Origin of the sequence: Pseudomonas sp. RHF3.3-3 (assembly GCF_048069595.1) — a bacterium.
GTDB classification, from domain to species: Bacteria; Pseudomonadota; Gammaproteobacteria; order Pseudomonadales; family Pseudomonadaceae; genus Aquipseudomonas; species Aquipseudomonas fuscovaginae_B.
This window is the reverse complement of sequence record NZ_CP182250.1, coordinates 6213870-6236835: the sequence shown is the minus strand read 5'-3', so window position 1 is coordinate 6236835 and position 22966 is coordinate 6213870. Positions and strand designations below refer to the sequence as shown.

The 22966-nt window shown below is 64.5% G+C and carries 20 protein-coding genes, 1 tRNA gene and 1 pseudogene; 15 read left to right on the top strand and 7 right to left on the bottom strand.

The genetic code is table 11. The features are described from left to right. Positions 1–283: 283 nt before the first annotated feature. Positions 284–1597 (top strand): MFS transporter, encoded by a 1314-nt coding sequence (locus tag ACMGT0_RS27445; protein ID WP_054060190.1) that lies wholly within the window; start codon positions 284–286, stop codon positions 1595–1597. A 127-nt stretch (positions 1598–1724) separates the two neighbouring features. Continuing rightward, the gene (locus ACMGT0_RS27440) at positions 1725–2054 is read left to right on the top strand and encodes a hypothetical protein (RefSeq protein WP_416770577.1); all 330 of its coding nucleotides are present in this window, start codon (positions 1725–1727) and stop codon (positions 2052–2054) included. Positions 2055–2060: 6 nt separating this feature from the next. Here the strand turns inward: ACMGT0_RS27440 and ACMGT0_RS27435 are convergent, their stop codons facing one another. The 3 genes from ACMGT0_RS27435 to ACMGT0_RS27425 are packed head-to-tail and all read right to left on the bottom strand — an operon-like array spanning position 2061 to position 5526. Further along, positions 2061–3089: an SIS domain-containing protein gene (locus tag ACMGT0_RS27435; protein ID WP_054063343.1), complete on the bottom strand. Its 1029-nt coding sequence runs from the start codon at positions 3087–3089 to the stop codon at positions 2061–2063. Between the two features lie 20 nt (positions 3090–3109). Then, complete coding sequence (locus ACMGT0_RS27430; RefSeq protein WP_416770575.1) at positions 3110–4111, bottom strand: ROK family protein; 1002 nt, start codon at positions 4109–4111, stop codon at positions 3110–3112. A gap of 8 nt (positions 4112–4119) precedes the next feature. Beyond that, the gene (locus tag ACMGT0_RS27425) at positions 4120–5526 is read right to left on the bottom strand and encodes an APC family permease (RefSeq protein WP_054063345.1); all 1407 of its coding nucleotides are present in this window, start codon (positions 5524–5526) and stop codon (positions 4120–4122) included. A 206-nt stretch (positions 5527–5732) separates the two neighbouring features. Between ACMGT0_RS27425 and ACMGT0_RS27420 the strand changes: the two genes are divergently transcribed. Continuing rightward, positions 5733–6935: an ROK family transcriptional regulator gene (locus ACMGT0_RS27420; RefSeq protein ID WP_416770573.1), complete on the top strand. Its 1203-nt coding sequence runs from the start codon at positions 5733–5735 to the stop codon at positions 6933–6935. 86 nt (positions 6936–7021) lie between these two features. Then, entirely contained in the window at positions 7022–7720 is a 699-nt protein-coding gene (locus ACMGT0_RS27415) for a metallophosphoesterase (protein WP_054060184.1), read from the top strand. Here the strand turns inward: ACMGT0_RS27415 and ACMGT0_RS27410 are convergent. Beyond that, positions 7701–7925 (bottom strand): DUF6555 family protein, encoded by a 225-nt coding sequence (locus ACMGT0_RS27410; protein ID WP_054060183.1) that lies wholly within the window; start codon positions 7923–7925, stop codon positions 7701–7703. The two genes, ACMGT0_RS27415 and ACMGT0_RS27410, sit on opposite strands and share 20 nt — an antisense overlap. 128 nt (positions 7926–8053) lie before the next feature. Between ACMGT0_RS27410 and ACMGT0_RS27405 the strand changes: the two are divergent. Beyond that, a pseudogene (locus tag ACMGT0_RS27405) lies at positions 8054–8878 on the top strand (PAS domain-containing protein); the annotation flags it as partial. 108 nt (positions 8879–8986) lie between these two features. Beyond that, positions 8987–9418 carry a methyl-accepting chemotaxis protein gene (locus ACMGT0_RS27400; RefSeq protein ID WP_416773564.1) on the top strand — a complete coding sequence of 144 codons (432 nt, stop codon included), beginning with the start codon at positions 8987–8989 and terminating at the stop codon, positions 9416–9418. A 60-nt stretch (positions 9419–9478) separates the two neighbouring features. Here the strand turns inward: ACMGT0_RS27400 and ACMGT0_RS27395 are convergent, their stop codons facing one another. Next, complete coding sequence (locus tag ACMGT0_RS27395) at positions 9479–9961, bottom strand: RidA family protein (protein ID WP_054060182.1); 483 nt, start codon at positions 9959–9961, stop codon at positions 9479–9481. Positions 9962–10138: 177 nt separating this feature from the next. Here ACMGT0_RS27395 and ACMGT0_RS27390 point away from each other — a divergent pair, with 177 nt between their 5' ends. The 8 genes from ACMGT0_RS27390 (at position 10139) to ACMGT0_RS27355 (ending at position 18730) form a co-directional block, all read left to right on the top strand. Beyond that, positions 10139–11026, top strand: coding sequence for a Dyp-type peroxidase (locus ACMGT0_RS27390; RefSeq protein WP_416770570.1), 888 nt, complete (start codon positions 10139–10141; stop codon positions 11024–11026). A gap of 246 nt (positions 11027–11272) precedes the next feature. After that, positions 11273–11731, top strand: coding sequence for a hypothetical protein (locus tag ACMGT0_RS27385; protein ID WP_054060180.1), 459 nt, complete (start codon positions 11273–11275; stop codon positions 11729–11731). A gap of 221 nt (positions 11732–11952) precedes the next feature. Further along, complete coding sequence (ddlA, locus tag ACMGT0_RS27380) at positions 11953–13047, top strand: D-alanine--D-alanine ligase (RefSeq protein ID WP_054060191.1); 1095 nt, start codon at positions 11953–11955, stop codon at positions 13045–13047. An 86-nt stretch (positions 13048–13133) separates the two neighbouring features. Beyond that, the gene (locus tag ACMGT0_RS27375) at positions 13134–13640 is read left to right on the top strand and encodes a GNAT family N-acetyltransferase (protein WP_054060179.1); all 507 of its coding nucleotides are present in this window, start codon (positions 13134–13136) and stop codon (positions 13638–13640) included. Positions 13641–13788: 148 nt separating this feature from the next. After that, entirely contained in the window at positions 13789–14520 is a 732-nt protein-coding gene (locus tag ACMGT0_RS27370) for an AraC family transcriptional regulator (protein ID WP_054060178.1), read from the top strand. An 85-nt stretch (positions 14521–14605) separates the two neighbouring features. Continuing rightward, positions 14606–16087 (top strand): efflux transporter outer membrane subunit, encoded by a 1482-nt coding sequence (locus tag ACMGT0_RS27365; RefSeq protein WP_054063349.1) that lies wholly within the window; start codon positions 14606–14608, stop codon positions 16085–16087. Further along, complete coding sequence (locus ACMGT0_RS27360; RefSeq protein WP_416770566.1) at positions 16084–17226, top strand: HlyD family secretion protein; 1143 nt, start codon at positions 16084–16086, stop codon at positions 17224–17226. The genes ACMGT0_RS27365 and ACMGT0_RS27360 overlap by 4 nt, the downstream gene beginning before the upstream one ends. Continuing rightward, complete coding sequence (locus tag ACMGT0_RS27355; RefSeq protein WP_416770565.1) at positions 17216–18730, top strand: DHA2 family efflux MFS transporter permease subunit; 1515 nt, start codon at positions 17216–17218, stop codon at positions 18728–18730. Before ACMGT0_RS27360 ends, ACMGT0_RS27355 begins: the two co-directional genes overlap by 11 nt. Positions 18731–18982: 252 nt before the next feature. Here ACMGT0_RS27355 and ACMGT0_RS27350 read toward each other — a convergent pair. Then, positions 18983–19059, bottom strand: a tRNA-Met gene (locus ACMGT0_RS27350). 115 nt (positions 19060–19174) lie between these two features. After that, entirely contained in the window at positions 19175–20386 is a 1212-nt protein-coding gene (locus ACMGT0_RS27345) for a methyl-accepting chemotaxis protein (RefSeq protein ID WP_416773562.1), read from the bottom strand. A 1181-nt stretch (positions 20387–21567) separates the two neighbouring features. Here ACMGT0_RS27345 and ACMGT0_RS27340 point away from each other — a divergent pair. Further along, complete coding sequence (locus ACMGT0_RS27340; protein WP_054060606.1) at positions 21568–22785, top strand: MFS transporter; 1218 nt, start codon at positions 21568–21570, stop codon at positions 22783–22785. Positions 22786–22966 lie beyond the last annotated feature (181 nt).

Sequence of the window (22966 nt, the reverse complement as noted above, 5' to 3'; positions counted from 1 at the left end):
CCCGATGGAGGCGACCGGAACCGCTCAAGAATGCGGTATTCACCGCTCGCTGCAAAGGGCTGGCGAATGAGTACGGACGGGTACTGATTGTCGAAAAATGGAACCGGCTACGCATATTTCTGCTAAAAAGTGACCCGATGACAGGTTTGAGGTTGTGGTCGCCGCCGAGTGCACTAACCTTTGCCCCTTGCCGGCCGAGTGCTGATTCGGCTCACTTGTCTGTTTCCGTTACAGGTTGGCCCGCCCCTGCGGCTGTCCCCGAATACGCTATTCCGAGTTCTTTATGACCGTTGATGCCTATCCACGAAACCGCCGTTTCTCCCGGTCCGACTACAAGACCCTGGGCCTCGCTGCATTGGGCGGTGCGCTGGAAATCTACGATTTCATCATCTTCGTGTTTTTCGCCCTGACCCTCAGCCAGTTGTTCTTCCCGCCGGAAATGCCCGAATGGCTGCGGCTGCTGCAGAGCTTCGGGATTTTCGTCACCGGTTACCTGGCGCGGCCGCTGGGCGGCATCCTGATGGCGCATTTCGCCGATCGGCTGGGGCGCAAGCGGGTGTTCAGCCTGAGCATCCTGATGATGGCCTTGCCCTGCCTGCTGATCGGGGTGATGCCGACCTACGCCCAGATCGGCTACTGGGCGCCGCTGCTGCTGTTGCTGCTGCGGGTGCTGCAGGGCGCGGCAGTGGGGGGCGAGGTGCCCAGTGCCTGGGTGTTCGTGGCCGAGCATGCACCGCCCGCGCATCGGGGGTATGCCCTGGGTGTGCTGCAGGCCGGGTTGACCTTCGGGTACCTGCTGGGCGCGCTGACGGCGACCTTGCTGGCGCGGGTCTACAGCCCGGCGGAGATTCTCGATTTCGCCTGGCGCTTGCCGTTCCTGCTCGGTGGGGTGTTCGGCGTAATCGGGGTCTGGCTGCGCCGCTGGCTCAGTGAAACCCCGGTGTTCATGGCCTTGCAGGCCCAGCGCGAAGCGGGCGGCGAGTTGCCGCTGCGCACGGTGCTGCGCGAGCACCGGCGCTCGATCGTGCCGGCGATGCTGCTGACCTGCGTGCTGACTTCAGCGGTGGTGGTGCTGGTGGTGATCACCCCGACCGTCATGCAGAAGACTTTCGGCATGAGTGCCAGTCATACCTTTGCCCTGAGCAGCCTGGGTATCGTGTTCCTGAATATCGGCTGTGTACTGGCCGGCCTGCTCGCCGACCGCATCGGCGCCTGGCGCGCCGTGTCGTTCTACAGTCTGTTGCTGCCGGTGGGTATCGGCCTGCTGTATGCCTGTCTGATCCAGGGGGGAGCCTGGATCAACCTGGCCTATGCCGTGGCCGGGCTGGCCTGTGGCGTGGTCGGCGCGGTGCCGTCGGTGATGGTCGGGCTGTTCCCCAGTCGCATCCGCGTGTCCGGTATCTCGTTCACCTACAATATTGCCTACGCTCTCTGGGCCAGTACCACGCCGCTGCTGCTGATCGGCCTGATGCCCTGGAGCCCGTGGGTCTGCGTGGGCTACTGCCTGGTCATGGGGGCGGTCGGGTTGCTCACGGCCTTGTATTTCGGCGGTCGGATCGCAATGAGTGTCGATTCGCGGCCTTGTATCGGGCATTGACCGGCAATGGAGGGGCATCCGCCGGAAAGCGGTTTTTCGAGGAGATAAAGGTTCTGACATCCTGAACAGGACAATGCACGGAGTGGCGGCGTCGGTTCAGGCATTTTCCCGCAAGAGGCATTTCGAAATGGATTTTCGTGTACTTCTGGCCGTGGGCATCACCTTCGGCATTTCCCTGGCAGCCCCGCTGGCGGGATCCGCCGACGGGCCGTGGCCCCGCAACGCGTCGTCCGGGGCCAGCGCCTCACCTGTCCCGGCCTGGCCGGCTTGTCCGCAAACGCCAGTGCCGCATGGCGTCGGTTACCCTGTCCGAACGAACTTCATCCAGCATTCCTCGTCCCTGACGAGAGCGGTGTTTCGTTCGGCTCTCCATCGGCGGCAGGCCGAAGGCGCGCGATTGAGCGGCCATCTCGATGAGCTGCCACTCAAGGAGCATTTGCCGGTGTGGGTGTTCTGAGCCGACTCAGCGGGTCTGCGTGACTTTTTTCAGGAAGCGCGGTTGATCCGGATTGCGCCCGCGCAACTCGGCCAGTTTCGCCGCCATCAGGTAGAAACCCTGGATCATGGTGAATGGCTCCAGCAGCGGATGGGCAGTGGCAACGCTGGGCAACTCCGCGCCGGGTGTGCCGCTGGGTGCGACCACCATGACCTGGGCCCCACGCAGACGCATATCGTCGGCGAAGGCCAGGGTGCCGGCCTGCTCCGGTCCGGAGGGTGCGAATATCAGCACCGGATAACCGGCCTCGATGATTTCCATCGGTCCGTGGCGCACTTCGGCGCTGGAAAAGGCTTCGGCCTGGATACCCGAGGTTTCCTTGAGTTTCAGCGCGGCCTCCTGGGCGATCGGCAGCGCCGGGCCGCGGCCGATGACGATCATCTTATCGGCATGCCGCAGCACCTTCAGGGCCAGTGTCCATTCCTCGTTTGCCGCCTCGGCCAGGGCCCCGGGCAGGCTTTGCAGGGCTTCTTGCAACGCGCTGTCGTGGCCTCGCCGGGCGCCCAGGGCCGCGACGGTCTGCACGCCGGCCATCAGCATCGCCACGTAGCTCTTGGTCGCCGCCACGCTCTGCTCCAGCCCGGCCGGCAACAGCACCTCGGCATCACTGGCGGCGGCCAGCGGCGAGTCGGCGGTGTTGACGAAGGCCGCGACGCTGGCGCCCAGGCGCTTGAGATAGTCGACGCTGGCGATCAGGTCCGGGCTCCTGCCCGATTGGGACAGCGCCGCCACCCAGCATTTCTTCAGGCGCAGCGGTGGTTGTTGCAGGCTGACCAGCGACAGCGGGATCGACAGCCAGGGAATTCCCAACTGGCTCATCATGGCGTAGCCGAAGAAGGCGGCGGCGTGATCGGAGCTGCCGCGGGCGACACTGATGACCAGCTCCGGCAGGTCGCTGGCCAGTTGCTCCGCCAGTGAATGGATCGCGCGGTCCTCATCGAGCATGTGTTGCACGACGGCGGGGATCGACAGGGTTTCCTGGTGCATCAGCGACATGACAGTGTTACCTGGGTGCTTCAGCCACGCGGGCTGTCGGGTAGGGAGAGAAGGTCGCCGGGAATGAAACTCAACCCGGCGGCGTCCATGGCCATGCTCAGCGCGCCCCACAGCGGCGCGTCATGGGTGAAATGGGCGGCGACGATCTCTGGCGGAAACGGCACCACCTGGCGGATCAGTTGTTCGAGCACCGGGGCCAGGGTCGACGCCTGGTGGAACAGGCCGCCGCCAATCGCGATGCGGCTGACATCCAGCGCCACCGCAAGGTTGGCAACCTGCACCGCCATACCGGCGATCCGTTGTTCCAGGGCCTGGCGTACGGCGCGGTCGTCACTGTCGAACAGGTCCAGGACACGGTGGCCTTGGCCGAGCATCTCGTTCGCCAACTGGGTGAGGGCGCTGCCCGAGAAGAACTCCTCCAGCGGCGCCGCGCCTTTTTCGTGAGTTCGCCACAGATCCGTGCGCGACGGGTCGAGAAAGGGTTCCAGCATATAGCCGATCTCCATGGCCGCGCCGTTACGACCACGAATCAGGCGGCCGTTGGCGATGGCCGCGGCGGCGAGGCCGGTGCCGAGGTTGAGGTAGATCGCATCCTCGATCCCCGCCAGCGACCCCCAGCGTGCTTCCGCCAGGGCCCCGGCCTTGACATCGTTGTCGAGCATCACGGCAGCGGTGCCCAGGCTGCCGCCGAGCAGCGCCGGCAGGTCGAGTGCCTCGAACCCAGGCGTATTCGGTGCCATCAGCAGCCGGCTGCCGCGCACCACGCCGGGAAACACCGCCGCCACGCTGGCTACCGGCACCTCCCCAAAGTCGGCAATACAGCCACGGGCGGCCTGGAGGATACGCTCCAGCGCGGGCTCGCCCCGCAGGCCATCGGCATGGGTCGCCAGCCTGCGGGTACTCAGGTGCCGGCTCGACGGGTCATAACAGGCGACCTGGGTCTTGGTGCCGCCGACATCAATCGCCAGCAGCACGCCTGGGCTGGGCACCTGGGCGCCCGGGGTATTCAACGGCTCGAACATCGTCGCGATCACTTCTTGTCGAAAGGCCAGAGCCGGTGTGCCCGTGCCCAGAGCAGATAAGCCACGCAGCCTGCGGCGACCCACACCAGCGACCATTGGATCGGGTAGGCGCCGGGGGCGTTGTGGTTGGAGGCGAAGTAGATATAGACCCAGCCCACCAGCGCGACGAGCGCCGGGATCGGGTACAGCCACATCTTGTAGGGGCGCTCCAGGTGCGGCTTGGTCTGGCGCAGCACGAACAGCGAAATGATCTGGGCCACCGACTGCACCAGAATCATCACCGTGGTCAGCAGCTGGATCAGCGTGGTCAGGTCGGTGAGGCGGCCGATCATGAACCCGACCGAGGTCAGCACGCCCATGCTCAGGATGCCGTAGACGGGGAAATCATGCCTGGCGTGAGTGACGCTGAAGGCATTGAAGAACACCTTGTCCTTCGCCGCCTCGAACGGCACCCGCGAACCGCCCAGCAAGCCGGCGAATACCGAGGCGACGGCGGTGATCAGGATCAGCACGGTGACCACGCCCGCGGCGGTGCTGCCCCAGGTTTCGCTCAACACCACCGAGGCCACGGACTTGTAGGCTGCGGAGTCCGGGTCGAGCATGCGGTGCCAGTCCACCACACCCAGCACGCCGACCTGCATCAACAGGTAGACCGCGAGGATGCCGAGGATCGACAGCACGATCGACCTGGGAATCACCCGGCCCGGCTGTTCCACTTCACCGGCCAGATAGGCCGAGGTGTTGTAGCCCAGGTAGTCGTAGATGCCGATGGTCAGGCCGCCGGCCACGCCTAGCCAGAAACTGCTATCGCCGAGGTTGAACGCGCCTTCCGGGAAGCTGAAGGCCAGGTCGGCATGGAAGTGGCTGAGGGCGGCGACAATCAGCGCGCCGATGCTGATCAGCATGATCACCCAGAGCCCGATGCTCAAGCGGGCGATCGACTCGATCCTGCGCCAGAGCAGGAAGATGATGCCCCAGATCAGGACCAGGCCGATCAGGTTACCGGCGGTCTGGCTCATGTCCGGCCAGAACCAGGTCAGGTATTGCACGAAGCCGATGATACCGGTGGACATGATCAACGGGATGAACAGCATCGCGGTCCACACGAACAGGAAGGGCAACAGCTGGCCCGTACGTCTGCCGAAGGCTTCGCGCAGGTAGACGTAGGTCCCGCCGGCGCCGGGCAGGCATGCCCCGAGTTCGGCCCAGACCAGGCCGTCGCATAGCGCCAGCAAGGCACCGAGGATCCAGCCGAGGTAAGCCTGCGGACCGCCCATGATGACGATCATGGTGGGAATGGTAATGAAGGGACCCACGCCGCACATCTGGCTCATGTTCAGGGCCGTGGCGGGAAACAGACCGATCTTGCGCTTGATGCCGGACGAACCCTGCCCGGTGGGAGTGGTTGTGCTCATGCGTGACGACCTCTTGTGCGAGTGACGGAAGGTGGAGGGCAGGTGGCAAGGGTGTTGCGCGCCGGCGGCGGCTTCCATCGACTCGGTATCATTATTGTTATGGGGTGCGCTGGCCCCTGAAGCGGCTGCGACCGATGCGTAGAAAAACACGCCAATAAAATTAATTCAACTTGATTTAATTAATTGGCGGCAACGATCATCCGCCCATGAAAAATCCACAGCACACCCGTACGGTCACCACCGGCACCAACGCCGAACACGCCCGCCTGCACAACCGCCGGGTGATTCTCGAAGCGATTCGCCTGGGCGGACGCCTGACCCGCGCCGACCTCACGCGCCTGACGTCGCTGACCGCGCAGACGGTTTCGAACATCGTCACCGAACTGCAGGAAGAGGGCGTGCTGCTGGTGCATGCGGCCGAGAAGATCGGTCGCGGCCAGCCGCCGGTGCCGTTGTCGATCAACCCGCAGGGTGGGTATTCCATCGGCTTTCATGTCGAGCAGCACTCGATCATCGGTGTGCTGCTCGACCTGCTTGGCGACGCTCAGGCCCAGGTCACCCACGCGGTCAGCTATCCGAGTTTCGACGACGCGCTGCCGCTGCTGCTCGATACCGTGGGGCAGTTCCGGGCGCTACGTCCTGATGGGCGTTTTCTCGGAGTAGGGGTGGCGTTGCCTGGGCCGTTCAGCGTCGAAGGCATGACCTCGGTGGGGCCGACGGCGATGTCCGGTTGGGATGATCCGCAGATTCCGACACGCCTGCACCAGGCCGTCGGCTTGCCGGTACTGATCGAGAACGATGCCACGGCCGCGAGCATGGGCGAACGGCTGTACGGGATTGCCAGCGACCTGCACCACTTCGTCCACCTGTTTATCGGCAGCGGCCTTGGGGCCGGCTTGTACCTGGGCAATCGCCTGTATTCCGGGCACTGGCACAACGCCGGGGAAATCGGTCACATGACGGTGGTGCCCGGCGGCAAGGCCTGTCATTGCGGCAACCAGGGCTGTCTGGAGCGCTATATCTCGATTGCCGCGCTGCTGGAACATCTGGGGCAATCCGGCGACCAGGACCTGGCGGCCTGGAATTTCGACGATCCACGTTTCAAGGCCGGTGTCGACTCCTGGCTGGACGAGGCCGCGCCGGCGCTGCGCCAGGCGATCAACATCCTTGAATCGTTGCTCGATCCACAGACCATCCTGATCAGCGGTTTCCTTCCGCAGGCGATCCTCGCCCGGCTGGTGGCCCGGCTGGAACCCTTGCATCGCTCCATCAGCTGCCGCCCGGATCGTGAATACCCGCGCATCCAGCTGGGCACCGCCGGGCACGATGCGGTGGCGTTGGGGGCGGCGGCGTTGATGATCCTCGCGGAGATCAGCCCGGGCTATGAAGCCTTGCTCAAACCGGAGTGAGCCGGCTTATAGTGACTTCATTCAAGAGATGATGCCGCGAAGTCTCCACTGATTTCGGCGTTGTGGCACTGGCACAGGAACGGGTCATGGCTCGGTTTGCTCACTATTCCCTCAACACCCGTGGCCGGGATTTCGCCGTGGGCGACATTCATGGTCATTTCAGCCGCTTGCAGGCCGCGCTGGACCAGATCGGGTTCAACCCCGAATGTGATCGGCTGTTCAGCGTCGGCGATCTGGTCGACCGCGGGCCCCAGAGCGAGTTGGCCCTGCAATGGCTGGAGCGCCCCTGGTTCGCCGCGGTCCAGGGCAACCACGAGGCGCTGGCGATCCAGCATGCCCAGGGCCTTTCGCTGGACCAGGCGATGTACCGTGCCAGCGGTGGCGGCTGGTTTATCGACAGCAGCGCGCAAAGCCAGCGCCGGTTCGCCGCCGGTTTCGCCCGGCTGCCGATTGCACTGGAGGTCGAGACCCGACTCGGGCCGGTGGGGATCGTGCACGCCGACTGCCCCTTTGCGAGCTGGGGTGAACTGCGGGACTACCTGTCGGGTGATACTCAGGCGCAGATCGCGGTAGAGGAGGTCTGCCAGTGGTCGCGCAGCCGTGTGAGGAACCATGACACCACTGGTATCCGGGAGGTCAGGGCCGTGCTGGTCGGGCACACCACGCAGCGCCAGCCCACCGTGCTGGGCAATGTCTATCACATCGACACGGGCGGCTGGAGCAACGGGTGTTTCACGCTGGTGGAACTCGACGGGCTGGGCTTCGTCAGGCCTGACGCCAACTGACCGCTTCGATGCCGAACTTCTCGGCCACCGGCTTGCTGGTCTTTTTCACCCGTTCTCGGCCGAACCTGCCGATTCGGCCGACGCCGGCGTCGCAACTGGCCCAGTGCCAGGCCTCGGCGTTGTCCATGCGTTCGCAGCGGATGATGAAGGACTTGGGGGTACCGTGAAGGGTGTAATCGATAACGTACAGCTTTGCCGTGCTCATGGATGTGGAACTCCTCCCTGTTGTCTTGGGAGTGATCCCCCTGTACCGGAAAAATTCCGTCGATCAGCCCGGCGGTCCGTTGTGGCAAATAACTCGGAACAGTCCTTCAGAAAAAATCCCGATAGCCGATGGCAAGGACAGATAGCCGTATTTCCCTTTTGCCATCGGTGCGCACCATGTTCAACAAACGCTTGAAGCAGGAGCTGTCGGCTCTTCGCGAGGAATTGTCCAGTCTCCATCAGGTCAGGGAAAGTCTTGAACAGGAAATGCTCGTGCTCACACTGGACGCCGATGGCCGCATCCAGTCCGTCAACAGCAACTTCATCACGGAAATGCTTTACCAGAGCAGCGCCCTGGTCGGTCGTCATATTGAGGACTTCGTGCCGACGTACCTGAAAAGCTCGGATTTTCACCAGCGCTTCAAAAACGCGCTGACCCGCGCCGAACATTTCAGCGGGGCAATACGCCTGCTGCGCGGCAATGGCCAGGAAGCCTGGCTGCGCTCGATCATGCAGCCGATCCGTGGCTCCGATGGCCGAGTGCGGAGTTTCTCGATCTTTTCCAACGACCTGACCCGCACCATCGAAGGTTCTCGTGAGCACGAGAACCTGATCGGCGCCTTGCTGCGTTCCACGGCGGTGATCGAATTCAACCTGGCCGGTGAGGTCCTGACCGCCAATGATCGGTTCCTCAATGGCATGGGCTATAGCCTGGCGCAGATCAAGGGCAAGCATCATGGCATCTTCTGCGAACCGGGGGAGGTCAACAGCCCCGAGTACCAGGCGTTCTGGCAGCGCCTGAATGCCGGTGAGTTCATCGCTGGCCGTTTCAAGCGCGTGGACAGTCATGGCCGGGTGGTCTGGCTGGAGGCGTCCTACAACCCGGTGCTCGACTCCAACGAGCGGCTGTACAAGGTGGTGAAGTTCGCCACCATCATCACTGACCAGGTGAACCAGGAGCAGGCGGTGGCCGAGGCGGCGAATATCGCCTACAGCACTTCGTTGCAGACCGACGCCAGTGCCCAGCGCGGCACCACCGTGGTGACCCAGGCGGTCGACGTGATGCGTGATCTGGCGCAGCACATGCAACATGCCGGCGAGGGGATCGAGGCGCTCAACGCCCAGTCCCAGGTGATCGGCACCATCGTCAAGACCATCAGCGGCATTGCCGAACAGACCAACCTGCTGGCGCTGAACGCCGCCATCGAGGCCGCGCGGGCGGGTGAACAGGGGCGCGGGTTCGCGGTGGTGGCCGATGAGGTTCGCCAGTTGGCTTCGCGAACCAGCCAGGCGACCGACGAGATCGTCACCGTGGTGCGCCAGAACCAGGACATGGCCCGTGATGCGGTGTCGCTGATGAACAGCGGCAAGACCCAGGCCGAGGAGGGCCTGGCGTTGGCGGCCGAGGCCGGCACGGTGATCGTCGAGATCCAGGACGGCGCCCAGCGGGTGGTCAGCGCGGTCGGGCAGTTCGCCAACCAGCTGGGTACCTGATGCGGGGCCCGGTCAACGGCGATGGGCGGACGGTCGATTCCCGTCCGCCGCCTGCGACTTCTAGGGCTTGAGTGCCACGACCATATCGATCTCGACCGAGGCATTCTTCGGCAATTGGAACACCCCGACCGAGGTCCGGGTGTGCACGCCAGCTTCGCCGAAGACGGTATAGAGCACTTCCGAAGCGCCGTCGGCGACTTCGCTCTGCTGGGTGAAGTCCTCGGCGCTCTGGACGAAGACGCTGATCCGCAGGATCTTGCGGATCCGTTCCAGGTCGCCGTCGAGCATCTGCCGCAGAATCGCCAGGGCCCGCATGGTGCTGATCCGGGCACCGTGCCGGGCCTGCTCCAGGGTGGTCTGCGCGCCGACACGACCGGTCACCATCACCGTGTTGTCGACCCGCGGAATCTGCCCGCTGACATAAATCTCGAGATCGTTCTGCACCGCCGGCACGTAATTGCCGCCAATCTTCATTTCACCTTCGAAGCTGTAGCCGAGCTGATCGGCGACCTGGGCGAAGCGTTCGTTTCTGGATTGCGGCATCGTTATCTTCCTGATGATGGTGAGTGTCGTGGGGGGTGCCCAGCCTGGCTCGGCCGGGTCCGACATGCAGCAGATCATACGGCTCTCAGGCGCAACAATCACGATCAAGTCAGCGCTTGCACGCAAGCGCGGCCGCTGCAACACAGGTAAACTTGCGCCTTTCACAAAGGAGTTCCCATGAGCCACTACCAGCCCGGCATCCTCGCCAAGCCTGTACCCCCGCAGGCACGCCATCTGTTTTTCGCCCTGGAGTCCGCCGAGGCCTTGCCGGCTGCGCTCGACAACTTGGCCCGGCTGGTGGATGGGAAAAACGCCGTGGTCGGTTTTGGCGAGTCGCTGGTGCAGGTGCTGGGGGCTCGGATCGAGGGGTTGCGCACGTTCCCGGTGATCAGTGGCCCGGGTGTGGACAACCCTTCGACCCAGCAGGCGCTGTGGTGCTGGCTGCATGGCGAGGACCGCGGCGAACTGTTGCACCGCAGCCGCGAGCTGGAGCTGGCACTGGCGCCGGCATTGAAGCAGGTACAGATGACCGAGGCCTTCCGCCACAAGACCGGCCACGACCTGACCGGCTATGAGGACGGTACCGAGAACCCGGTGGACGAAGCCGCCGTCGAGGCGGGGATCGCCGCGGGCGATGTGCCCGGCCTGCACGGTGGCAGTTTTGTCGCGATCCAGCAGTGGCAGCATGACCTGGAGCGGTTTGCCGCCATGCCGTCCCATGAGCAGGACAACATCATGGGCCGCCGCAAGAGCGACAACGAGGAGCTGGAGGACGCGCCGGAGTCGGCCCACGTCAAGCGAACCGCCCAGGAAAGCTTCGCCCCCGAAGCGTTCATCGTGCGCCGTTCCATGCCCTGGGCGAACGAGCAGGGCGCCGGCCTGATGTTCGTCGCCTTCGGACGTACCCTGGATGCCTTCGAGGCTCAACTGCGGCGCATGAGCGGGCTGGATGACGGGATCACCGACGGCCTCTACCGCTTCAGTCGGCCGATCACGGGCGGCTACTACTGGTGCCCGCCGCTGAAGGATGGCCACCTTGACCTGAGCGTACTACTGGCCGTTTAAGCCGAGTCGTTCGCATTTGTGTAAAAAAACGCCGGGTGCCGCGCACCTGGCGTTTTTTTTCGGCCTGGGAACTAGACTTGCAGTGTAGCTTGCTCGCAGTTGAGCCCGGTCGGCGATGCCTTCGCACTCTTGGCCCGCCCGCCGGCTGCGAGCCTGGCCCCTGGCGGAGGCGGCGGTGTTTGCTGGCGTCATCCGCCAGCGTGCAAGGGTGCGACTCAGGCCCTGTCAGGGCTGGGAGTTTTTCTCATGTTACCCCTACGTTCCCCCTTGTTCGTGGCGCTGGCCGTTGGGCTGCTGACCACGGGCGTCCTCCGGCTGCAGGCTGCACCTGCCGACAGTGAACCGATCAACATGGCAGTGGTGCAACTGGCGCCACAGCAACAGAATGGCGTGGAGTACCTCAGCGGCGGTATCGGCGAGGATGAGCTGAAGGCACTGGCCCAGACCCGCGGCTACAACCTGCACATCGTTTCTTCCTCGGGGCCGCAGGACAAGTACCTGGCCGATGTGAACATCTCGATCAACAAGGCCGGTGGCGAGTCGGTGCTGAGCCTGATGCAGGTCGGTCCGCTGGTCTACGTGAAGCTACCGGTGGGGCACTATCAGGTCGTCGCCAGCCACGACGGGCATCAAAGCCGGCAGGATGTCGTCATCGATGGCAAGGGCACCCAGACGCTGAACGTACACTGGAAGGACGCCTATTGAGTGGGCGCCGCTCGCCGGCCGACTCAGGTTCGACTGATCCAGGCGTGCTGGAAGGTCTTCCTCGGGTCGGCTGTTCGTCGCAGGAAAACTCCGCTGACGAGCAATAGCCCGGAACATACCCGGATTGTCGATTTTGGGGATGCACAATCGACGTCTTGCGCATAGGCTGCGTACACCGGGGCCAGGGGTCCCGCAACCTATTCTGGAAACGAGGCGGGATGATGGGCAAGTTGCGAGTCGGGATCATTTTCGGTGGGCTGGGCGCGGAGCACGAGGTGTCGTTGCAATCGGCCAAAAACGTGGTCGATGCGTTGGACCGCGAGCGCTTCGAGCCGGTGCTGATCGGTATCGACAAGCAGGGACGCTGGCACCTCAATGACAGCTCCAACTTCCTGCTCAACGCCGAGAATCCGGCACTGATCGCGCTGAACCAGTCCAATCGCGAACTGGCCGTGGTGCCGGGCAAGGTCGGCCGGCAACTGGTCGAGGCCGGCAGCCAGGCCCTGCTGGACCAGGTCGACGTGATTTTCCCGATCGTCCACGGCACCCTCGGCGAAGACGGCTGCCTGCAGGGGTTGCTGCGCATGGCCGACCTGCCGTTCGTCGGCTCCGATGTGCTCGGCTCGGCGGTGTGCATGGACAAGGACATCAGCAAGCGCCTGCTGCGCGATGCCGGCCTGGCCGTGACCCCGTTCATCACCGTCAACCGCGCCACGGCTGCGCGGCTGGACTTCGATCAGGCCCGGGCCAAGCTCGGCCTGCCGCTGTTCATCAAGCCGGCGAACCAGGGCTCGTCGGTGGGGGTGAGCAAGGTCGAGGACGCCGGGCAATTCCAGGCGGCCATGGCGCTGGCCCTGGGGTTCGACGAGAAGGTACTGGTGGAGTCGGCGGTCAGCGGCCGGGAAATCGAATGCGCGATCCTCGGCAACGACCAGCCGATTGCCAGTGGCTGTGGTGAGATCGTCGTGCGCAGCGGTTTCTATTCCTACGACAGCAAGTACATCGATGCCCAGGCCGCCGAGGTGGTGGTACCGGCGGCCATCAGCGAGCAGGCCAGCGAGCGCATCCGCAGCGTGGCGCTCGAAGCGTTCCAGGTGCTCGGTTGCTCGGGGCTTGCCCGTGTCGATGTGTTCCTGACCGACAGCGGTGAAGTGCTGATCAACGAGATCAATTCGCTGCCGGGCTTCACCCGCATCAGCATGTACCCCAAGCTGTGGCAGGCGGCGGGGATGACCTACAGCGAGCTGGTCAGTCGCCTGATCGAACTGGCGCTGGAGCGGCACGAAGCACGGCGTGGATTGAAGAACAGCCGTTGAGGTCGGGGCACGACGTTACCTGGGTACGGGGTGCCGCTAGCGTACGGGGGCAACCCGGTTGCCATAGCCATTGTCAGGAGGACAGCATGTCGTTGAGTCACCGTCCGGTCGAGGCGCGGGATCTGCCCGTGATCTGTGGTTTTGCCCAAGGCGAGGAGGAACTGTTTTTCTTCTTTCCCAAGGCCCGTTACCCGCTGACCGTCGAGCAACTGCAGGGCTCGGTCGACCAGCGTTCGGACTCGACCGTGGTCGAGCTGGACGGCGAGGTGGTGGGCTTCGCCAACTTCTATCAGTGGGAGCAGGGCGGCACCTGCTCCATCGGCAACGTGGTCATTGCCCCGCATGTCCGTGGGCGTGGGGTGGGCGAGTACCTGGTCCGGCTGATGATCCGGATTGCCCGGGAGCGTCACCAGGCCAGCGAAGTGCGCCTGTCCTGCTTCAACCGGAACCTGGCGGGCTTGTTGTTCTATCCGAAGCTGGGCTTCGTGCCCTATGGCATCGAGGAACGACAGGACTTCAAGGGGCGGAGGGTGGCGCTGATCCAGTTACGTTGGGCTGGTGAGCAATCAACTGGCGCCATTCAGACCAGGTGAAGCAGGTAATCTCGCCATTCCCGGCTGTTCGAGCATTTCTGTGCAGTTTTTCAGGCAGGTGTGGGTATCTTGGCAATCGCCTGTCTTCGCCTTGGGATAGCATGGGTTCTATCGAATGGGCCTGGAAGGCATGGGCGAGAGGCGAGGCATGCAGACCCTGATCAGCGATTACCAGCACGGTGAGGTGGTGGGCAGCCACTGTCACAACGAGGCGCAACTGGTCTATGCGACCCGGGGCGTGATGTATGTGTGCACCGAGCAGGGCAGTTGGGCCATTCCCACCGGTCATGCGCTGTGGGTGCCGGGCGGCGTTGCCCATGAGATTCGCATGAGTGGCGAGGTGCGCATGCGCACCTTGTTGATCGACCCGGCGCTGCACCCAGTGGCGGTGCTCCAGTGCCAGGTGATCCAGGTGTCGCACCTGCTGCGTGAATTGATCCTCGCTTCGGCGCAGGGCGGCAGCGAGGAACGACGCTATCATCTCGGGGCACTGATCCTGCTGGAGCTGCAGGCTGCCCGACAGGTCGACCTGTACATTCCGGCGCCCCGCGATGCCCGTCTGCGTACCTTGTGTACCCGCTTCATCGACCAGCCCGCGCAGGAGTGGACGCTGGAGCAGTGCGGTGCACAGTTGAACATGAGCTCGCGAACCTTCGCCCGGCTGTTCCAGCGCGAACTGGCGATGTCCTTCGGCGAGTGGCGCACCCGTGCGCGGCTGGTGCTCAGCCAGCAGAGCCTGGCCCAGGGCACGTCGATCCTCGACGTGGCGCTCGAGTACGGTTATCAGAGCGCCAGCGCCTTTGCCGCGGTTTTCAAGCGCGAACTGGGACACACGCCGCGGCAGTACCGCATGAACGAGCCGACAGGTTGTCCCGTTTGATGCTGCGGTTGTCCCGATCACGGGAGAACCGTCCCTAGGCCGCCACCTACTCTGGGATTCACGATCCTGACTGTGAATTCCGTCGATGCACTCACTCCCTTCCCGACGCGCCAGGCCCATCGCCCTGGGCGCCTTGCTCGCCTTGTTGACCGCCTGCGGCGGTACCTCGGCACCCTCACCACTGACTCAGCCGATTGCCAGCCAGGACAGCAATCCGCTGGCGACACTGCCGGCCGGTGCCAGCGATCAGCCACTGCCCGAGCGCTGGTGGCAGTTGTATCAGGATCCGGTTCTCGACCAGTTGGTACAACAGGCGCTGCGCCACAACCAGGACCTGGCCCGGGCTGATGCCAACGTCCAGGCGATGCTGGCGGGGATTGGCGAGCTGGATGCACAGCGCTGGCCTTCGACGCAAACCCGTTTTGCGGCGCAGTATGGCAAGACCGCCAACGACCAGACCCTGGCCCAGGCCACGGACAGTCATGCGCCGGCGCAGTGGACCTTCGAACCGGGCATCGAGCTGGCCTACCAGGTGGACATCTGGGGTCAGGTGCGTCGTGCCATCGAGCGTGCGCGGGTGCAGGCGGGCGCGGCGAGCGATGCCCGTGACCTGCTGCGGATCAACGTGGCGGCACAGACCAGCCGGGCCTATCTGGATCACTGCACTTACGGCGCGCAGTTGGGCGTGACGAACCATTCGTTGCAGACCGTCGAGCACAGCCTTGAACTGACCGAAACCCAGCGCAGGGCCGGGATCGCCACCGAGCTGGATACCCTGCGGCTGCGTAGCCTGCGTGATCGCCTGCGGGCCGAATTGCCGCTGCTCGACGCCCGTCGGCGGGTGGCCGTGTATGAGCTGAACATGCTCACCGGCCAGGCTTCCGGCAGTGACCCGCAGTGTGCGGTCATCCCCAGGTTGACGGTGGCGTTGCCTGTCGGCGATGGCTGGCATCTGCTGGAGCGTCGTCCGGACATCCGCCAGGCCCGGCGCAACCTCGAAGCGGCCGTATTGGCCAGCGATATCGCCAGGGCGGATCTCTATCCCAAGGTGAGCTTCGGCGCGTCGCTGACTTCATCGGCCCAGTCACTGCACGAACTGGGCGACAGCCGCTCGGTGATGTTCGGCATCGGTCCGCTGATCAGTTGGGAGTTCCCCAATATCAAGGCCAACCGCATGCGAATCGACAGGGCCCGGGCACTGGAGCAGGCACAACTGGCCGGCTTCCGCGGTGCGGTCCTCGCGGCTCTTGCCGATGTGCGCCAGACCCTCGCCCTGTTCGATGGCCAGCGCCAGCGTGCGGCGGCGCTCCAGGCAGCCCTGCAGGACAGTGAACGCAGCTATGCCCTGGCGCAAACCCACTACCGCGCCGGTACGGTCGACGCCCTGCAACTGCTCGACAGCGAGCGCGAGCTGATGAATGTGCGCCGCCGTGAAGTCCAGGCGCGAGGCGAGCTGGCGCGCAGCGAGGTCAATCTTTTCCGGGCCCTGGGCGGCGGCTGGCAGCCGCTCGCCGTCGGTCACGCCAACACGCAATCAACGAGTCCCGAAGCTGGAGTAGAACCATGAACCTTGCCGTCGATGAACAGACCCTCGCCCAGGGCGAGCAATTGCGCAAGAAGGCCCGGCGGCGGCGCCTGATGCTGCTCGGGGGCGCAATCGCGGTGCTCGGGGCGCTGGGGTTCGGCAGTTGGTGGGCGACGACCGGGCGCTACCTGGAAAGCACCGATGATGCCTACGTGCGCGCCGATTGGGTGGCGCTCAGTGCGCGGGTGCCGGGTTACGTCGCCGAGGTGCTGGTGCAGGACGACCAGCCGGTAAAGGCCGGTGACGTGGTGGTGCGCCTACAGGACCGTGATTACCAGGCCCGGCTGGCCCAGGCCCAGGCTGCAGTCGCCGAGGCGCAGGCGGCGCTGGTTGCCGGGCGGGCGAGCCGCCAGGTTGCCGCCGAGCGCGTCGGCTTGCAGCAGCAGGCCATCGCCGTGGCCCAGGCGCAGGTGCGCAGTGCGGCTGCGGAGAACCAGCGGGCCGAGCTGGATCGACGGCGTTACCAGGGGCTGGCGCGGGACGATGCCGCGACCGTGCAGCGCCTGGAAAGCGCCAATGCCAGCGCGCAGCAGGCCATGGCGGCGTTGCAGGGCGCCCAGGCCGGCCTGCGCCGGCAGCAGGCCCAATTGGGGGAGTCCCGGGCTCGCCTGCAACTGGCCGAAGCCGAGATCCAGCAGCAGATCGCCGCGCACGCCAGTACCGTGGCTCGTGCCAGGCTGGCCGAACAGGACGTCGAGGACACCCTGATCCGTGCGCCGATCGATGGCGTGGTCGGCCAGCGGCGGGTCAGGGCCGGGCAGTACCTGGTGGCCGGCCAGCCGATGCTGGCGGTGGTGCCGGTACGCCAGGCCTACGTGGTGGCCAACTACAAGGAAACCCAACTGGCGGACATGCGTCCCGGCCAGCCGGTGGAGATCCATGTCGACAGCTTCTTCCATCGGCCGCTGCACGGCCGGGTGGTCAGCTTCTCGCCGGGATCGGGCAATGTGTTCGCCTTGCTGCCTTCGGACAATGCGACGGGCAACTTCACCAAGATCGTCCAGCGTTTCCCGGTGCGGATCCAGCTCGACCCCGATAATGAGGTGCTGCCGATACTGCCCGGCATGTCGGTCACCACCGTCGTCGACACCCATCGTCAGGAGGCGCGCAATGAGCGCTGAGGCACCGGTTTCGCCGCGCGCCTGGGTGGCGGTGATGGGCGGGTTGCTCGGCTGTTTCATGGCCGGCATGAACGTCCATGTCACCAGCGCCGCGCTGCCGGAAATCGAAGGCGCGCTGGGGGCGACTTTCGAGGAGGGCTCATGGATTTCCACCGCGTATCTGGTGGCGGAAATCATCATGATCCCGCTGACCGCCTGGCTGGTCGAAGTGTTCTCTCTGAGACGGGTGATGTGGACCGGCTCGCTGATCTTCCTGCTGGCTTCGATCGCCTGTTCCTGGGCGCCGAACCTGCCGGTGATGATTGCCATACGTGTGGTTCAGGGCGCGGCGGGGGCAGTGCTGATTCCGCTGTCGTTCCAACTGATCATCACCGAGTTGCCGGCCAGCCGGATGGCCATGGGCATGGCGCTGTTCAGCCTGGCCAACAGTGTCGCCCAGGCGGCCGGGCCGTCGATCGGTGGCTGGCTGACCGACGCCTACTCGTGGCGCTGGATCTTCTATCTGCAACTGTTTCCCGGCATCGCGCTGCTGCTGGCGGTGGCCTGGGCGATCGAGGCCAGGCCGATGAACCTGGCGCTGTTGCGCCGGGGCGACTGGCTGGGCATCGGCGCCATGGTGGTGGGGCTGGGCGGGCTGCAGATCGTCCTGGAGGAGGGCGGGCGCAAGGACTGGTTCGGCTCCGGCGAGATTCGCTGGCTGTCGCTGGCGGCAGGCGTGGCCTTGCTGGTCTTCGTGCTGTCGCAACTGTTTGGCCGGCGCGCGTTCATCAACCTGCGTTTACTGGGACACTACAACTTCGGCGTGGCCAGCGTGGCGATGTTCATCTTCGGTGGCGCGACATTCGGGCTGGTGTTCCTGGTGCCCAACTACCTTTCCCAGGTGCAGGGCTACAACGCCCATGAGATCGGTGTCAGCCTGATTGCCTACGGCGTGGTGCAATTGGTGCTGGCGCCGGTGATGCCGCGGCTGATGGGCTGGTCGAGTCCGAAGATCATGGTGGCGACCGGGTTCCTGATCATGGCCCTGGGCTGCTGGCTCGGGGCGTTTCTCGACGCCGATAGTGCGGCGAACGTGATCATTCCTTCCACCGTGGTCCGTGGTATCGGCCAGCCCTTCATCATGGTGGCCTTGTCGGTGCTGGCGGTGGCCGGGCTGGACAAGCGCCAGGCGGGTTCGGCCTCGGCGCTGTTCTCGATGTTGCGCAACCTCGGCGGGGCGGTGGGCACGGCGGCGCTCACGCAAATCGTGGCAATGCGCGAACGCTTTCATTCCGAGCGCATTGGCGAGGGAATGAATGTCTTTGTCCCTGCCGTCCAGGAGCGCCTGGGACCGACGGTGGGCGACTGGCTGCCGGACCAGCAGCAGGCATTGGCGATGCTGGGCAAGACGGTGCAGCATCAGTCCTGGCTGATGGCTTATGGCGATGCGTTTTTTGTCGCCTGTGTGGCGCTGCTCGGTTGTGCCTGTGCGGCGCTGTTGATGCGGCGTCAGGGCGGTGGCTGATGCGTTGAGGCTCGCGGATAAATCCCCCACAAGTGCTCGCGCCGTGCATGAATCCTGCGAACGACGCTGTCACTGTGGGGCCAGGCGGTCCGGCGTCCCGGTTTATCCGCGAAGGGGGCGAAGCCCTCACCACCTGACTCTCAGGTGACCAGCATTCCGGTGGGTGCTGGCAGCAGGCTTCAGGAGGGAGCCAGCACTTTTTCGGCGGGCATAAAAAAACGGCTTACCTTGCGGTAAGCCGTTTTTAGTACTTGGTGGCTACACAGGGACTTGAACCCCGGACCCCAGCATTATGAATGCTATGCTCTAACCAACTGAGCTATGTAGCCAAGTGGCGCGCATTATTCGCTCTGAACGATGATGTGTCAAGCAAATATCTGAAAATTTTCTCTACGCTATCAAAAACTTAACGCCCAACGGCGAAATCCGTGGGCGTTGCCCGTCTCAATTCAGGCGGAAGCGCCCGGTATTGTCACTCAGGGCCTTGCTGCCTTCGCTCAGGGTGTCCGCCGCGCGGTTCACCGCCCGCGCCCCTTCGAGCAGCCGGACCGCCGCCTGATCGACCTGCTGGATATTGCCGCTGACCTCGTCCGCGGTGCTGGCCTGCTCGTCCACCGCCGTGGCGATCTGGGCGAGGGTGTCGGTCACGCTCTGCACGGCGCTGGCGATTTCCACCAGGCGCTGGCCCAACCCGGTGACCGATTCGGCATCGGTCTGCGCCTGGACGCAAGCCGCTTCCATCAGGGCCACGGCCTGGCTCACGGTGGCCCGCAGGCTGTCGACGGTGCTGGCGATCTGTGCGGTGGAGCTCTGGGTGCGTTGCGACAGGCTGCGCACTTCGTCCGCGACTACGGCGAAGCCACGGCCCTGTTCACCGGCCCGGGCCGCCTCGATGGCGGCGTTGAGGGCGAGCAGGTTGGTCTGTTCGGCCACGCCGCGGATGGTGTCGACCACCAGTTGGATCTGCTGGCCCTGTTCGCTGACCCGGCCCAGCGCCGTGGCGGTTTCGTTCAGGCGCTGGTTGAGCTGCTGGATGCTGGCGGTGGTGCGCTGGCTGTCGCGGCTGCTGTCCGAGGCGATGCGCCGGGTATTCTGGGCGCTGCCGGAGGCCTGCTCGCAGCTCTGGGCGACGCCCTGGGAGGTGGCCGCCAACTGCGTGGCCGCCGCGGCGATCTGGCTGATCTGCTGCTGCTGCGCCTCGACCTCGTTGAGCGCACCGCTGGAATGGCTGTTGAGGGTACGCACGGCGTCGCTCAGTTGAAGGGTTTCATGGTCGACGCCCTGCAGGCTGGTACGCAGTTGCACCACCGCCACGTTCAGCGCGGTACTGATGGCCGCCAGTTCGTCACGGCCTTCGACCGGCACTTGCAGGCACAGGTTGCCGTCACGCAGGGATTCGGCCAGCAGGGTGATACCGCTGGCGCTGCGGCGGATCGAGGCCTGCAGGCAGATGAACAGGTACAGCGCAGCCAGCAGCAGGCAGCCGAAGATCGCCGCCACCAGGCTGAACTGGCCGGTGGCCGAGTCGTGGTAGTGGTCCAGGCGGCTGTCGAGGGTGTTCAGCGAGTCCTGGCGCAGGTCGGCCAACTGGCCGAGCAGGGTGTCGAGGGTTTTCTCGAAACCCTCGGGCTTGAGGGTGATGCTGCCGCCGAACATGCCGTCATCCAGCGCCTTGAGGCCTTCGTCCAGGTGCTTGAGGTTTTCCTGGTAGCGTCCGGCCCAGTCCTGCAGGGCCGGTGGCAGGCGGGTTTGCAGCTGGGTGCCGGTCTTGGCCAACTGGTCGCGGGCGTCACCGATACGGCTGCGCAGGTCCTTGAGTTGCAGGCGGCTCTGCAGGCTGAACTGGCCGGAGACCACCGAGGCCTGGCCGACGCTGGCCAGGCGGCCGACCCGCTCGATCAGGTCGGGCGCGTATTGGGTGGAAATCTGGGTCAGCAGGTAGGTTTCCATCCAGGAGGCGAGGATCAGCCGGCTGTCCATGGCGATCTGTTCGCGCAGGCCTTGCAGGGCGCTCAGGGCGGAGGTGAAACGGTCATAACCGTCCGGCCACCAGCCGACCTTGCTCAGGCTGGCCGAGTCGAGGCCGGAGACGGTGGCTTGCAGCACCTGGTAACGCTTGAGGGTGTCGGCATCGGCGCCTTCGCTCTGCAGCGCCTGGCCCAGTTGTTCAAGGGCCTGGTTGATCTCGGGCTGGGCCTTGTCCAGCAGGGCCATGGCGGCGAGGGTGGCAGGCGTCGGCTGGCGATTGGTCTCCGTGGCCTTCCAGCGAGCCGCACGGTCGCGCTGGGCGGTGAGCAGGTTGTCCAGGCTGTCCAGCGCCAGCAACTGGCGGACGCCGGCACGTTCTTCGCCGATCAGTGCCAGTTTGCTGCGGTAATCCTGGCCGATCATGTACAGGCTGCCCATCAGCGGGACGATGAACAGCAGGAACAGCACCTGAAATTTGCGGGCAAAACCGAATCGTCCGAGCAGTCGCATTCCCGGTGATAAAAAAGCGTGCATTGCCGACCACTCCTCAAGGCATCCGCACCGTTGGAGTGCGCTCATGACGGGTTGGTCATGACGGATGCCGTCGTTAAAGACCTCGGAAGTTTCGCCAGTGAGGGCGTTATCGGCCGGCCGCTGTAGCGAATCTTCCCATTCTCGTGGCCCTTTGTAAGGAACCGCGCTGTAGGAATCAGGGCACGCAAGATTCAGACCAGTAGCAAAGAGCTATCAATGGTTTTTCGTCGGATTAAATTGATCGTTAGCTCAACAAGTATCTGGTCTTGATGCACTAAAAAATGGCACATTGACGCACCTGCACCTGTGCATCCATCCGCGTCACGGACTACCTCATGGCTCTCACTGAAACCTCTTCCGGCCCGATGCCGACGTCGGCGCCCGCGCAATCCAGCCCGCTGGTGATGCGCATCATCGGCGCCGTGGCGCTGGCCCACCTGATCAACGACCTGATCCAGTCGGTCCTGCCGTCGATCTATCCGATGCTCAAGGACAGCTACGGGCTGACCTTCACCCAGGTCGGGCTGATCACCCTGACCTTCCAGGTGACCGCATCGCTGCTGCAACCCTGGGTCGGCTTCTATACCGATCGGCATCCGAAGCCGTTGCTGTTACCGGCGGGAATGATCTGTACGCTGATCGGGATTCTGATGCTGTCCCAGGTCGGCAGTTTCCCACTGATTCTGTTGGCTTCGGCACTGATCGGCGTGGGCTCCTCGACCTTTCACCCGGAAGCCTCGCGTGTGGCGCGCCTGGCTTCGGGAGGGCGCTACGGGCTGGCGCAGTCGACCTTCCAGGTTGGCGGTAACGCCGGTTCGGCCTTCGGCCCGCTGCTGGCCGCGGCGATCATCATTCCGTTCGGTCAGGGCCATGTCGCCTGGTTCGGGCTGTTCGCCCTGTTTGCCCTCGGCGTGCTCTACGGCATCAGTCGCTGGTATCGCGCGCACCTGAACCTGTTCAGGCTCAAGCAGGGCCAGAAGGCCACTCACGGCCTATCGAAAGGGCGGGTGCTGGGGGCGCTGGTGGTGCTCGGCCTGCTGGTGTTTTCCAAGTACTTCTACATGGCCAGTTTCACCAGCTACTTCACCTTCTACATGATCGAGAAATTCCAGCTGTCGGTCGCCAGTTCGCAACTGCACCTGTTCCTGTTCCTTGGCGCGGTGGCGGCGGGGACCTTTGCCGGCGGCCCCATCGGCGACAGGATCGGACGCAAGGCGGTGATCTGGTTCTCGATCCTCGGTGTCGCGCCGTTCACCCTGGCATTGCCGTATGTCGACCTGTTCTGGACCACCGTGCTCAGCGTGGTGATCGGTTTCATCCTGGCCTCGGCGTTCTCGGCGATCGTGGTGTTCGCCCAGGAACTGGTGCCGGGTAACGTCGGCATGATCGCCGGGGTGTTCTTCGGCCTGATGTTCGGCTTCGGCGGGATCGGCGCGGCGCTGCTGGGGCATCTGGCGGATATCCACGGCATCGAGTACGTCTACACGATGTGTTCGTTCCTGCCATTGTTCGGAGTGTTGGCAGTGTTGCTGCCAAGGACGAAAAAGGCCTGAGCCGGGCAGCGGGCCGGCTTGCCCCGGTCAAGGGCAGCCGGTTTGAACCTGCGGAAACGGACCGGGCGATCAGCTATCCGGGACAATTTATGATGTTTTTGTGCACGATAGCGCGATAAAGATTTTGATTCGCCAGCCGAAACAGGCTTAATAGCAAAGGGCCATAAACCTGTCTGGTCCG